The organism is Nocardia inohanensis NBRC 100128 (genome assembly GCF_001612945.1).
Classification (GTDB): Bacteria; Actinomycetota; Actinomycetes; order Mycobacteriales; family Mycobacteriaceae; genus Nocardia; species Nocardia inohanensis.
This window is the reverse complement of sequence record NZ_BDBK01000005.1, coordinates 1-12635: the sequence shown is the minus strand read 5'-3', so window position 1 is coordinate 12635 and position 12635 is coordinate 1. Positions and strand designations below refer to the sequence as shown.

The following is a 12635-nucleotide window of genomic DNA, read 5'->3' as shown; positions in this document are numbered from 1 at the left end:
ATGACTGACAACAAGACTCGTCCGGCCGCGGGCATCCTGGGCACCAAGCTCGGCATGACCCAGGTCTTCGACGAAAAGAACCGCGTCGTTCCCGTGACCGTCGTCAAGGCCGGTCCGAACGTCGTTACCCAGATCCGCACCGTGGAGCGCGACGGCTACTCCGCCGTCCAGGTCGCTTTCGGCGCCATCGACCCGCGCAAGGTGAACAAGCCGGTCTCCGGCCAGTTCTCCAAGGCCGGTGTCACCCCGCGCCGCCACATCGCCGAGCTGCGCGTCGCTGACGCCTCGGCCTTCGAGGTCGGCCAGGAGATCAACGCCGACGCTTTCGAAGAGGGCAGCTACGTCGACGTGACCGGCACCTCCAAGGGCAAGGGCTTCGCGGGCACCATGAAGCGTCACGGTTTCCGTGGCCAGGGTGCCTCGCACGGTGCGCAGGCTGTGCACCGTCGCCCCGGCTCCATCGGTGGTTGCTCCACCCCGGGCCGCGTGTTCAAGGGCATGCGCATGTCCGGCCGGATGGGTAACGACCGCGTCACCACGCAGAACCTCTCGGTCCACAAGGTGGATGCCGAGAACGGCCTGCTGCTGATCAAGGGCGCGATCCCGGGCCGCACCGGCGGCGTCGTGATCGTCAAGAGTGCAGTGAAGGGTGGTGCCCGGGCATGAGCACCGAGACCAAGACCAACCTGACCCTCACGGTCAAGGCCGCCGGCGGCAAGACCGAGGGCACCGTCGAGCTCCCCGCGGAGATCTTCGACGTGACCGCGAACATCGCGCTGATGCACCAGGTCGTCGTGGCCCAGCAGGCCGCGGCTCGCCAGGGCACGCACGCCACCAAGACCCGCGGTGAAGTCCGCGGTGGTGGCAAGAAGCCGTACCGCCAGAAGGGCACCGGCCGCGCGCGCCAGGGTTCGACCCGTGCGCCGCAGTTCGCCGGCGGTGGCACCGTCCACGGCCCGCAGCCGCGTGACTACACCCAGCGCCTGCCCAAGAAGATGAAGGTCGCCGCACTGCGTGGCGCCCTGTCGGATCGCGCCCGCAACGAGCGCATCCACGTCATCACCGAACTGGTTGCCGGTCAGACCCCGTCGACCAAGGCCGCCAAGAGCTTCCTGGCCGAGCTCTCGACCCGCAAGCAGCTCCTGGTTGTGGTGGGCCGCGAGGACGTCACCACGTGGAAGTCCGTGGCGAACCTGCAGAACGTGCACCCGATCGCTCCCGATCAGCTGAACACCTACGACGTGCTGAAGGCCGATGAGGTCATCTTCTCCGTCGAGGCGCTCAACGCCTTCGTGCACGGCCCTGCCGAAGCTGCACAGGAGGAGAGCAAGTGACCACCATCGCCGACCCCCGCGACATTCTGCTCGCGCCGGTGATCTCCGAGAAGTCCTACGGACTGATCGAAGAAGGCACCTACACCTTCATCGTGCACCCGGACTCGAACAAGACGCAGATCAAGATTGCCGTCGAGAAGGTTTTCGGCGTCAAGGTGACCTCCGTCAACACCGCCAACCGTCAGGGCAAGCGCAAGCGGACCCGCTTCGGTTACGGCACGCGCAAGAGCACCAAGCGCGCGCTCGTGACCATCTCGGCCGACAGCAAGCCCATCGAGATCTTCGGAGGCCCGGTCGCGTAAGCGTCTGGGACTTCAGAAAGTAGAGAAGAACTCATGGCAATCCGTAAATACAAGCCGACTACCCCGGGTCGCCGCGGTGCCTCGGTCTCGGACTTCGCCGAGATCACCCGCTCGACCCCCGAGAAGTCGCTGCTGCGTCCGCTCACCAAGACCGGTGGCCGTAACGCTCAGGGCCGCATCACCACTCGTCACAAGGGTGGCGGCCACAAGCGTGCCTACCGTCTGATCGACTTCCGTCGTTTGGACAAGGACGGCATCCCGGCCAAGGTCGCGCACATCGAGTACGACCCGAACCGCACCGCGAACATCGCGCTGCTGCACTTCGCGGACGGCGAGAAGCGCTACATCATCGCGCCCAAGGGCATCGCCCAGGGCACGAAGATCGAGTCCGGCCCCGGCGCCGACATCAAGCCCGGCAACAACCTGCCGCTGCGCTCGATCCCGACCGGTACCACGGTGCACGCCGTGGAGCTGCGTCCGGGTGGTGGCGCCAAGCTGGCTCGTGCCGCGGGCATGTCCATCCAGCTGCTGGGTAAGGAAGGCGCCTACGCCGTCCTGCGTATGCCCTCCGGTGAAATCCGTCGTGTCGATGTGCGCTGCCGCGCCACCATCGGCGAGGTCGGCAACGCCGAGCAGTCGAACATCAACTGGGGCAAGGCCGGCCGTATGCGGTGGAAGGGCGTTCGCCCGACCGTCCGTGGTGTGGTCATGAACCCGGTCGACCACCCGCACGGTGGTGGTGAAGGTAAGACCTCCGGTGGTCGCCACCCGGTCTCGCCGTGGGGCAAGCCCGAGGGCCGCACCCGTAAGCCCAACCGTCCGAGCGACAAGCTCATCGTCCGCCGCCGCGGCAAGAAGCGTTAAGGAGGAGGTTAAAGATGCCACGTAGCCTGAAGAAGGGCCCGTTCGTCGACGGACACCTCCTCAAGAAGGTGGACGTTCAGAACGAGAAGGGCACGAAGCAGGTCATCAAGACCTGGTCGCGTCGTTCCACCATCATTCCGGATTTCATCGGCCACACGTTCTCGGTCCACGACGGCCGCAAGCACGTGCCGGTGTTCGTGTCCGAGAACATGGTTGGACACAAGCTCGGTGAGTTCGCGCCGACTCGTACGTTCAAGAGCCACGTCAAGGAAGATCGGAAGAGCAAGCGGCGATGAGCACTGAAACTCAGAACCTGACCGCGCGCGCGACCGCCAAGCACGTTCGCGTGACGCCGATGAAGGCGCGCCGTGTCGTGGACCTGGTCCGCGGCCGTTCCGTCCAGGACGCCCTCAACATCCTGAAGTTCGCTCCGCAGGCCGCGAGCGAGCCGGTCGCCAAGGTGGTGGCTTCGGCCGCGGCCAACGCCGAGAACAACCTCGGCCTCAACCCGGCGACGCTGGTCATCTCGACCGCGTTCGTCGATGAGGGCGCCACCATGAAGCGTTTCCAGCCGCGTGCCCAGGGCCGTGCGTTCCGGATCCGCAAGCGCACCAGCCACATCACCATCGAGGTCGAGAGCGTGCCCACTGCCGGTACCACTCGTAACCGGAAGGGAGGGGCAAAGTAAATGGGACAGAAGATCAATCCCCATGGCTTCCGCCTCGGCATCACCACGGACTGGAAGTCGCGTTGGTACGCGGACAAGCAGTACGCGGACTACGTGAAGGAAGACGTCGCGATCCGTAAGCTCCTCGCCACTGGCATGGAGCGGGCCGGCATCTCCAAGGTCGAGATCGAGCGCACCCGTGATCGCGTCCGTGTGGATATCCACACCGCGCGTCCGGGCATCGTGATCGGCCGTCGTGGCGCGGAGGCCGACCGCATCCGCGCCGAGCTGGAGAAGCTCACCAAGAAGCAGGTTCAGCTGAACATCCTCGAGGTCAAGAACCCCGAGTCGGATGCGCAGCTGGTTGCTCAGGGTGTGGCCGAGCAGCTGTCGAACCGTGTGGCGTTCCGTCGCGCGATGCGTAAGGCGATCCAGTCGGCCATGCGTTCGCCGAACGTCAAGGGCATCCGGGTGCAGTGCTCCGGCCGTCTCGGCGGTGCGGAAATGTCGCGTTCGGAGTTCTACCGTGAGGGTCGCGTGCCGCTGCACACCCTGCGTGCGGACATCGACTACGGCCTGTACGAGGCCAAGACCACCTTCGGCCGTATCGGCGTGAAGGTCTGGATCTACAAGGGTGACATCGTCGGTGGCAAGCGTGAGGTCACCGCGACCGCCGCTCCGTCGGGCGATCGTCGCGAGCGTCGTGAGCGGCCGAGCCGTCCCCGTCGTTCCGGTGCCCAGGGCACCACGGCTACCAGCACTGAGGCCGGCCGTGCCGCGACTGCCGTCGCGGACGCTCCGGCAGAGACGACCCAGGAGGGCTGACCTATGTTGATGCCTCGCAAGGTCAAGCACCGTAAGCAGCATCACCCGGGCCGTTCCGGTATGGCCAAGGGCGGCACCGCGGTGTCGTTCGGTGAGTACGGCATCCAGGCTCTGGAGCCGGCTTACGTGACCAACCGTCAGATCGAGTCGGCGCGTATCGCGATGACCCGCCACATCAAGCGTGGCGGCAAGATCTGGATCAACATCTACCCCGATCGCCCGCTCACCAAGAAGCCGGCCGAAACCCGCATGGGTTCCGGTAAGGGTTCGCCGGAGTGGTGGATCGCGAACGTGAAGCCCGGTCGGGTCATGTTCGAGATGTCCTACCCGAACGAGGAGACCGCTCGTGAGGCCCTGCGCCGCGCGATGCACAAGCTCCCCATGAAGTGCCGCATCGTGACCAGGGAGGAGCAGTTCTGATGGCTACCGCTAATCCGGCCGCAGAGCTCCGCGAGCTCGACGACGACGCGCTCGTGGCCAAACTGCGCGAGAACAAGGAAGAGCTGTTCAACCTGCGCTTCCAGATGGCGACCGGTCAGTTGCAGAACAACCGTCGCCTGCGTGTGGTCCGTCATGAGATCGCCCGCATCTACACGGTCATGCGCGAGCGCGAGCTCGGCCTGGCCTCCGGTCCTGAAGGCAAGGGAGACGCCGCATGAGCGACGTAAAGGGCCCGGCCAAGACGCCGGCCAAGCAGGAGGAGCGGGGCCAGCGCAAGGTGCGCATCGGCTACGTCGTCTCCGACAAGATGACCAAGACCATCGTGGTCGAGCTGGAAGATCGCGTGAAGCACAAGCTTTACGGCAAGATCATCCGCACCACCTCGAAGGTGAAGGCGCACGACGAGAACGAGATCGCCGGCATCGGCGACCGCGTGCAGCTGATGGAGACCCGTCCGCTGTCCGCCACCAAGCGGTGGCGTCTGGTCGAGGTCCTGGAGAAGGCCAAGTAAGCCTCTCCACGACTTGATCGTCGTAAGAACATTTCGGCCCGCTTCCCAGTAGGGAAGCGGGCCGGTGTTTTTGGGGGAGGAGACATCGGCCCGCTGTCGGCGGGCCGCGGTGGCCGACTGTTCGGTGGCCTGGCCCGCTGCCCGATGACCCACTGCCTGGCCTTATGTAGCGGCGGACCCAATTCATTGTGGGCCGATCGGCGGAGCTTCCCCTCCTGATGCGATCGGCCCGCTGCCCGTCAGGGCAGCGGGCCGTTCTTTCTTTTGTGGGCCTGCCCATAGGCGCATTCCGTCTGGGACGCGAGTCCCGGAGATTTACTGCGACACACCAGGATTCATCACATCCGAAACAGACCGCGTTGACTTTGGTATTGCGGCTCGAGTCGCTATCTTTGATGAGCTATGAGGGATGCTGCGACAATGACTTCTGGGGCCTGGCGGACCGACGACCACACCGCGGTGACTTTCCGCGAAGCATCGATCGCATGGGCTCTGGCCGCCCACGAGGTGCTCATCGAAACCGCTTCCGGCTACGGCCATTTCATCACCGTCAACGATCTTGCGGACCGCATCCAGGAGATGTCCGGTATCCGCACCGACGCTCCCACCCGCACCTGGATGGACGCCATCCTGCGCAAGGTGGCCCGCCGCGCCCACAATGCCGGCGAACCCCCGCTGACCTCGCTCTGCCTGAAGCAGAACCACAAGGTCACCGAAAGCTACAAGTACGTCCTGGAATTGAATGTCCTCCCCGTCCCCGAGGACCTCGAGATCCACGCCGCCTACGCCCGCTGGGCCTGCTACTCGGCTTACGGCACCGACGTCCCGCCCGGCATCCCCCCGCTCATCCCCAAGACCGGCGGCAATATCCGCATCCAGTCGGCGCCCGCGGCCCCCGCCCCCGTCGAGATCAAGCCCGAGCAGGTCCGCAAGGCCATGTGCGCCGAATGCTTCACCGAGCTCCCCGCCAACGGCGTCTGCTACTACTGCTGATCAGCTTTCCCTCGTAAGTCCAAGGCCCGCTTCCACTCCGGAAGCGGGCCTTTTGTTCGCGCGGGCCTCACACCGGTTTGTGGCAGACGGCTTCCAGCATGACGCCGTCGAATCCGGTCCAGAAGGTGGCGTAGTACGGCGGCGGATACTGGGGGAATTCCTGTGGCGGGTGCAGGATTTCGTCGCCGCGCCGTTTCGCCCAGTCGTGCACGGCGTCGACGGCCGCGTGGGTGGGCACCATGAAGGCCAGGTGTTGCAGGCCCGGCAGGGCGCGCGAGTAGCCGGGCCGCTCCGCCGGGTAGAAGAACACGTAGGTGCCGATTTTGCGGGCGGCGGGCCAGTAGGCGAACTGGGTGTCGTCGGCGAGCAACGGTTCGTAGTCGAGCAGGGGCATCAGCTCGTCGTAGTAGGCGCGAGCGGCGGTCAGGTCGCTGACATTGATGCCGAGGTGTCCGAGTGGCATGGCCGGAATCTACTGGGCATGGAGCGGTTCCGGCGAGGTTCCGGATCAGGCTGGGACGGTGGCGGTTTCGACCACGCGGACCAGCGGGGCGAGTTCCGGATTCTTGGCGGCTTCGTCCAGGGCTTCGCGCAGCGCGGCGTCGTTGGTGGGGCGGGCCGCGGCGAGCAGGGCGTGCCCGGCGTCGGTGACCTTGGTGTAGATGCCGCGGCGGTCGTGCGGGCAGAGGTAGCGCTCGCAGAGGCCGCGGTCTTCGAGGCGGGTGACCAGTCGGGTGGTGGCCGACTGGGACAGCACGATGGCATCGGCCACCTGCTTCATGTTCAGCATGCCGCCGTCGCCGTCGTGCTGCCGGGAGAGCACGTCGAGCAGGGAGTATTCGCGGACGCTGAGGTCGTGCCCGGCTTCGAGGGCGCGTTCGATGTGGGCTTCGATCCTGCCGTGCAGCAGTGAGAGCGCGCACCAGCCTTGGGCGAGCACGGTCATGGCGGGATCGGTGGCGGTCATCGGCGTTTCCTCTGGTCAGGGCGGCTGTCACCACGATACCACTCGCCCGCAATAGCCAGCGCTTGCAAATAACCCGCGCCTGCAATTATTGTGAGTGCACGTTAAGCGCTTTTGCAATCGTTCGGGAAGGATCGGCTCATGCCGCTCGCACTGATCGCCCTGGCCATCGGGGCCTTCGGAATCGGAACCACCGAGTTCGTCATCATGGGATTGCTGCCCGAGGTCGCCGGGGAGTTCGCGGTCACCATCCCCACCGCCGGCTGGCTGGTCACCGGTTACGCGCTCGGCGTCGTGCTCGGCGCGCCGATCATGACCGTGCTGGGCACCAAGGTCCCGCGCAAGCGAATGCTGATGCTGCTCATGGGTTTGTTCATCGCCGGCAATCTGCTCTCCGCCGTCGCCCCCGCCTTCGGCATCATGCTGCTGGGCCGGATCGTGGCCTCGTTGGCGCACGGCGCGTTCTTCGGCATCGGCGCGGTGGTGGCCGCGGAGCTGGTCGCGCCGGACCAGAAGGCGGGCGCGATCGCCACCATGTTCACCGGCCTGACCATCGCGAATGTGGTTGGCGTGCCGCTGGGTACGCTGATCGGCCAGCATGTGGGCTGGCGCGTCACCTTCGCCGTCGTCGCGCTGCTGGGCGTGGCCGGACTGGTCGGTATCGCCAAGCTGGTCCCGGAGCTGCCCAAACCCGAGGACGTACGGGTACGCCAGGAAGTGGCCGCCTTCAGCAATATTCAGGTCCTGCTGGCCATGGGCATGACCGTGCTCGGCTTCGGCGCGGTATTCGCCGCCATCACCTATATCGCCCCGATGATGACCACCGTCGCGGGCTTCGCCGACACCTCGGTGAGCTGGCTGCTGATCCTGCTCGGCCTGGGCATGGTGGCCGGAAACCTGTTGGGCGGCAGGTTCGCCGACCGCGCGCTGATGCCCATGCTGTACGGCTCGCTGGCCGCCCTGAGCCTGACCCTGATGCTGTTCACCGTCACCGCGCACGTCAAGGTGCTCGCCGCCGTCACCCTGTTCCTGGTCGGCGCACTGGGTTTCGCGAGCGTGCCGTCCTTGCAGAAGCGGGTGCTGGACCACGCGCACTCCGCGCCGACGCTGGCCTCCGCCATGAACATCGGCGCCTTCAACCTCGGTAATGCCTTGGCCGCGTGGCTGGGTGGATTGGTGCTGGCGGGCGGGTTCGGCTATACCGCGCCGAACTGGGTGGGTGCGGCGATGGCGGCCGCCGCGCTCGGGCTGGCGGTGCTGTCGGCGGCGCTGGAGCGCCGGGGGCGGTCCGGGGAGCCGGTGGCCGCACCCGCGGAGCTCGCCGTCGCACGAGGCTGATCGCCCCTGAAACCCGAAGGCCCGCTTGCCCTTTGCCGGTGAGCGGGCCTGCTCGTATGTCAGCGCGGAAGGCTATTTGTCCGCCGCGACCGGTTTGACGGTCATGCTCCCGCCTTTGCTGCACCAGGTCCGCGCCTGGGCGATGAAGGCGGATTCGGTGTTGTTCGGCGGATAGATCCGCAATCCCGCGACGTTCACCGGCAGGCATTGGTCCACCGGGTAGACATCGACGCTGGTGACGGTCCCCAGGGTCGATGCGGCGCGCGCCCCCGGTTCCAGTCGCACCGCCGGGGTGTCGCCACCGTCACGGGTGGCGGGGTCGCCGATCGGCCCGCCGTCGGGTCCGCCGGTGTAGGACACCCCGGGATAGCCCTGGATCGAGCACGGCTCGGTACCGGTATTGGTGAACACGATCGGGAAGTACTGATGCCCCGCCGCACCCTGACCGCTACCGAGCGTGATCGCCAATTGCTGTGTCCGGCAGGCGGACAGCCCGCCGGGTGCGGTGGTGGTCGTGATCGTCGCGCTCGGCGCCGTGGTCGCCGAGCTGGTGGCCGGTTGCCCGGTCGGGCTCGGTGCGGTGGTGGTGATGTCGGAGAAGGTGGTCTCGGTGGCCCGCGGCGGGCTGGAGGTGTCCTCCGGCGCGCAGCCGGCGGTGACCGCGCTCGCCGCGATGAGGCACCAGAGGACCTTCCGGGTCACCGTCATCGCTCAATGGTAAACCGGCGTCCCCGTGAGAGAGACTGGAAATTAGCACTTTTCGGGACTATTCCGACATTCGAAACCGCGCGTTCTTGAGGGATAATTCGGGCGCTGCTAACCTCGGCGACGTGCCCGCTACCGGGCATGATTTCTCAGCGTGATCGGTGAGAGTGCATGCTCGGCAACGCATTGCGGATTGCCATCGTAGGAATGGGGCCGCGTGGTCTTAATGTCTTCGAACGAATTTGTGCCAATGCCCGGCAGTTAGGTAATTCCGCGGGCGTGGAACTGGTGCTCATCGACTCCGCGCGGGTCGGCACCGGAGCCGTATGGCGTACCGGTCAACCCGCCCACCTGCTGATGAACACGGTGGCAGAGCAGGTTACGGCCTTCACCGACGACAGCGTGGATATGGCCGGACCGGTCGATCGCGGACCCAGTCTGTACGAATGGGCCAACTTTCTGGCCAAGATAGGCAATTTCGCGGGATTGCCCGCCGCCGCCTATCGGGAAGCGCAGCGCATCCGCCCGGAAAGCTATCCGCCGCGCTACTTCTACGGCCATTACCTGCGCTGGGTATTCGAACGCACTCGTGATCACTATGCGGAATGGGTGCACGCACGCGAAATCACGGCAACCGCCGTCGATTTGCGGGACGGACCCGGCGGCCTGCAAGAACTGGAGCTGAGCACCGGCGAACGCCTGCGCGGACTGCACGCGGTGGTGCTGGCCCAGGGGCATCTGGCCGAACTCGGCGCGAACCAGCCCGGCGCGCTGCCGGATTCGGCGCGGCGGCTCGGCCTCGGCTACGTGCCGCCCGCCAATGCCGCCGATATCGACCTCGACCGGATTCCGGAGCGCGAACCGCTGCTCATCCGCGGCCTCGGGCTCACCTTCTTCGACTATCTGGTGCTGCTCACCGCCGGGCGCGGCGGCCGGTTCAAGGAATGCGATGCCGGAATGGAGTACATCCCGTCCGGCCGGGAACCGCAGATCATAGCGGGCTGCCGGCGCGGCGTGCCGCATCACGCGCGGGGCGAGAACCAGAAGGGAGTGGCCGAGCGGTACCTGCCGGTGCTGCTCGATGCGGAGCGGATAGCCGAATTACGCCGCCGCGCACGGCAATCCGGTGATGTGTCGTTCCGCAAGGACGTGTGGCCGCTGATCGCCCGCGAGGTGGAGTCGGTGTACTACTCCGGACTGCTGGCCGACCGGCTCAGCCCGCTCCGGCTGGAATCCTTCCGGGCCCGCTATCTCGCCGCTCCCACCGCCGTCGAAGCGGGAGAACTGCTGGGGCGCTTCGGTATTCACGATCGGCAGCGCTGGGACTGGTTCAGCCTGGTGGACCCCACCGGCGGGCAGCGCTTCACCGATCCGGCGGCCTTCCAGGACTGGCTGCTGGCCTACCTGGACGCCGATGTGCGCCAGGCGAGATTGGGGAATGTGCGCGGCCCGGTGAAGGCCGCCCTCGATGTGCTGCGGGATCTGCGCAACGAGGTCCGGCTCGTGGTCGACTACGGCGGTATCGCGGGGTCGTCGTATCGGGATGATCTGGACCGCTGGTACACGCCGATGAACGCCTTCCTCTCCATCGGCCCGCCGGCCGGGCGGATCGCCGAGCTGGCGGCGCTCATCCGGGCCGGGGTGGTGCGGGTGGTCGGCCCCGGTATGCGGGTCGGTATCGACGGGCCCGAATTCGTGGCGCGCTCACCGCAGGTCGGGGGCTCGGTCGTGACCGGCCGCACCCTCATCGACGCCTGGCTGCCTGCCCCGGACCTGCGGCGCACCGCGGATCCCCTGCTGCGCAACCTGGTCCGCCGCGAACAGGCCCGCGACTACGTCATCGGCTCCCCGGACGGCAGCGCCTACCGCACCGGCGGGCTGGCCGTCGCGCCCGGCACCCACCACGTGGTGGAGGCGGGTGGCCGGATTCACCCGCGCCGCTTCGCTTTCGGCGTCCCGACCGAGGCGGTGCGCTGGGTGACCGCCGCCGGGCCGCGCCCCGGCGTCAATTCGGTGACCCTCGCCGACGGCGATGCCATCGCCCGCGAGATCCTCACCGCCCACCGCTACCAAGAATCAGCGAATTCCCTTGAAAGGCAAGACGATATGACGGTCGAGTGCGGCCTGCTCACCCCGGTGGGCGTGGGCACGCCGGTGGAATCCCTGCTGGGCGACGATGCCTGGATCGAGGCCATGCTGGAGGTGGAGCTGGCGCTCGCGCGGGCCCAGGCGCGGCTGGGCATGGTGCCGCCGGCCGTCACCGAACACCTCGCCATCGCGGTGCGCGAGCACGAGTTCGATCCGCGCGAGATCGCCGAAGCCGCACGGGGAGCGGCGAATCCGGTGGTGTGCTTCGTGGAGCGGCTGCATCGCGCGGTCGCCGAGGTGGATCCGGTCAGTGCCGACTACGTGCATTACGGCTCCACCAGTCAGGACATCCTGGACACCGCCGCCATGCTGATCGCCTCGAGGGTGCTCTCGGTCATCATCGCCGACCTGGACTGTGTGCTGGCCTCGCTCGCCGACCTGGCACGCGACCATCGCAGCACGCCGATCGCGGGCCGTACCCTCGCCATGCACGCGGTCCCCACCACCTTCGGCGCCAAAGTGGCGATCTGGATGCAGGGTCTGCTCGACGCCCGTGACCGGCTCACCGGGGTCCGTGCCACGCTGCCGGTCCAATTGGGCGGCGCGGCAGGCACTCTCGCCTCCTATGTGGAGTGCGCCCGGTGCGCGGAGTCCGAACTCGCCCAGGCCCCGGCCGCCGAGATCGCCCAGCGGCTCACCGCGGAATTCGCGGCGGAACTCTCGCTCGCCACCAGCCCCATGCCCTGGCACACCGCTCGGACGCCCATCGCGGATCTGGCCTCGGCGCTGGCGCTCACCTCGGGTGTGCTCGGCAAGCTCGCGGTGGACGTGATCTCCCAATCCCGCAGCGAGGTGGGCGAACTCGCCGAACCCGCCGCGGCCGGCCGCGGTGAATCCTCGGCCATGCCGCAGAAGCGAAATCCGGTGCTCAGCACCATGATTCGCGCGGCGGCCCTGCAAGTCCCCGGTTTGGCGTCCACCCTCTTCGGGACGCTGCTCGCCGAGGACGAGCGCCCCGCCGGGGCCTGGCATGCCGAATGGCGTCCGCTGCGGGACTGCCTGCTCCTGGTCGGCGGTGCGGCCCACACCGCCGTGGAACTCGCCGACGGCCTGACCGCCGACGCCGACCGCATGACCGCGAACCTGGCCCTCAGCGCGGGCCAGATTGTCTCCGAACGCCTCTCGATCCGCCTGGGTCCACTGCTCGGCAAACCGGTCGCCAAGAAAACCCTGCAATCGGCGTCCTTCGAAGCCCAATCGACCGCCCGCCCATTGGCCGACATCCTGGCCGAATCCCCGGACATCGCCTTTCACCTGTCCAAACCGGAACTCGCCGACCTGCTCCGCCCCGAGAACTACCTGGGCGCCGCCCCCGACCTGGTAGACCGGGTCCTCCGCCGTCTCTGACCGGGCAACCCTCAACCCGGCAGAGCGATCACCGGGAACTGGTTGCGGCATCCGCCGATGAAATCCGCAACCAGTTCCCCCTGATCACGACCAGCGAACCCGCCCCCAGTTCCCGCGTGCGTGCGTCGGAAATCCGGCGGGCCAGCGAATCCCCGCCCGTAGTTCCTGCGTGTCTCCAGCAGGAACCCGGCGCATC

At 67.2% G+C, this 12635-nt stretch carries 17 protein-coding genes; 13 read left to right on the top strand and 4 right to left on the bottom strand.

Annotated elements, in window-relative coordinates:
• From rplC to NI1_RS13405, 11 genes are all read left to right on the top strand, one after another.
• Window positions 1-666, top strand: coding sequence for a 50S ribosomal protein L3 (gene rplC, locus NI1_RS13455; protein WP_067819411.1), 666 nt, complete (start codon window positions 1-3; stop codon window positions 664-666).
• Window positions 663-1334, top strand: a complete 672-nt coding sequence (rplD, locus tag NI1_RS13450) for a 50S ribosomal protein L4 (protein WP_067819408.1) — start codon at window positions 663-665, stop codon at window positions 1332-1334. Before rplC ends, rplD begins: the two co-directional genes overlap by 4 nt.
• Window positions 1331-1636, top strand: a complete 306-nt coding sequence (rplW, locus tag NI1_RS13445; RefSeq protein WP_067712168.1) for a 50S ribosomal protein L23 — start codon at window positions 1331-1333, stop codon at window positions 1634-1636. The genes rplD and rplW overlap by 4 nt, the downstream gene beginning before the upstream one ends.
• A 33-nt stretch (window positions 1637-1669) precedes the next feature.
• A complete protein-coding gene (rplB, locus tag NI1_RS13440; RefSeq protein ID WP_067712165.1) occupies window positions 1670-2500 on the top strand; it encodes a 50S ribosomal protein L2 in 831 nt (276 codons plus the stop codon).
• A gap of 14 nt (window positions 2501-2514) precedes the next feature.
• Window positions 2515-2796: a 30S ribosomal protein S19 gene (gene rpsS, locus NI1_RS13435; protein WP_040804204.1), complete on the top strand. Its 282-nt coding sequence runs from the start codon at window positions 2515-2517 to the stop codon at window positions 2794-2796.
• On the top strand, window positions 2793-3188 hold the full coding sequence (gene rplV, locus NI1_RS13430) for a 50S ribosomal protein L22 (RefSeq protein ID WP_067819405.1): 396 nt from the start codon (window positions 2793-2795) through the stop codon (window positions 3186-3188). Before rpsS ends, rplV begins: the two co-directional genes overlap by 4 nt.
• Window positions 3189-3992, top strand: coding sequence for a 30S ribosomal protein S3 (rpsC, locus tag NI1_RS13425; RefSeq protein WP_067712152.1), 804 nt, complete (start codon window positions 3189-3191; stop codon window positions 3990-3992).
• Window positions 3993-3995: 3 nt separating this feature from the next.
• Complete coding sequence (rplP, locus tag NI1_RS13420; protein WP_067819402.1) at window positions 3996-4412, top strand: 50S ribosomal protein L16; 417 nt, start codon at window positions 3996-3998, stop codon at window positions 4410-4412.
• Window positions 4412-4651 (top strand): 50S ribosomal protein L29, encoded by a 240-nt coding sequence (gene rpmC / locus NI1_RS13415; RefSeq protein ID WP_067819399.1) that lies wholly within the window; start codon window positions 4412-4414, stop codon window positions 4649-4651. Before rplP ends, rpmC begins: the two co-directional genes overlap by 1 nt.
• Window positions 4648-4944 (top strand): 30S ribosomal protein S17, encoded by a 297-nt coding sequence (gene rpsQ, locus NI1_RS13410; protein WP_067819396.1) that lies wholly within the window; start codon window positions 4648-4650, stop codon window positions 4942-4944. The genes rpmC and rpsQ overlap by 4 nt, the downstream gene beginning before the upstream one ends.
• A gap of 420 nt (window positions 4945-5364) precedes the next feature.
• Window positions 5365-5937 carry a hypothetical protein gene (locus tag NI1_RS13405; RefSeq protein WP_067819392.1) on the top strand — a complete coding sequence of 191 codons (573 nt, stop codon included), beginning with the start codon at window positions 5365-5367 and terminating at the stop codon, window positions 5935-5937.
• 67 nt (window positions 5938-6004) lie between these two features.
• On the opposite strand, the gene NI1_RS13400 is transcribed toward NI1_RS13405, so the two are convergent.
• Together NI1_RS13400 and NI1_RS13395 are read right to left on the bottom strand one after the other, a co-directional pair.
• Window positions 6005-6400 (bottom strand): VOC family protein, encoded by a 396-nt coding sequence (locus NI1_RS13400; protein ID WP_067819389.1) that lies wholly within the window; start codon window positions 6398-6400, stop codon window positions 6005-6007.
• A 45-nt stretch (window positions 6401-6445) separates the two neighbouring features.
• Window positions 6446-6904, bottom strand: coding sequence for a MarR family winged helix-turn-helix transcriptional regulator (locus NI1_RS13395; RefSeq protein ID WP_067819386.1), 459 nt, complete (start codon window positions 6902-6904; stop codon window positions 6446-6448).
• Window positions 6905-7042: 138 nt separating this feature from the next.
• On the opposite strand from NI1_RS13395, the gene NI1_RS13390 reads away from it, so the two are divergent.
• Window positions 7043-8239: an MFS transporter gene (locus tag NI1_RS13390; protein ID WP_067819383.1), complete on the top strand. Its 1197-nt coding sequence runs from the start codon at window positions 7043-7045 to the stop codon at window positions 8237-8239.
• Between the two features lie 72 nt (window positions 8240-8311).
• On the opposite strand, the gene NI1_RS13385 is transcribed toward NI1_RS13390, so the two are convergent.
• Window positions 8312-8947 (bottom strand): DUF4232 domain-containing protein, encoded by a 636-nt coding sequence (locus NI1_RS13385; RefSeq protein ID WP_067819380.1) that lies wholly within the window; start codon window positions 8945-8947, stop codon window positions 8312-8314.
• A gap of 168 nt (window positions 8948-9115) precedes the next feature.
• Between NI1_RS13385 and NI1_RS39270 the strand changes: the two genes are divergently transcribed.
• Window positions 9116-12439 (top strand): FAD/NAD(P)-binding protein, encoded by a 3324-nt coding sequence (locus tag NI1_RS39270; RefSeq protein WP_369690137.1) that lies wholly within the window; start codon window positions 9116-9118, stop codon window positions 12437-12439.
• Between the two features lie 11 nt (window positions 12440-12450).
• Here the strand turns inward: NI1_RS39270 and NI1_RS38805 are convergent.
• A partial coding sequence (locus NI1_RS38805; protein WP_218026742.1) for a hypothetical protein occupies window positions 12451-12635 on the bottom strand: 185 nt, incomplete at its 5' end.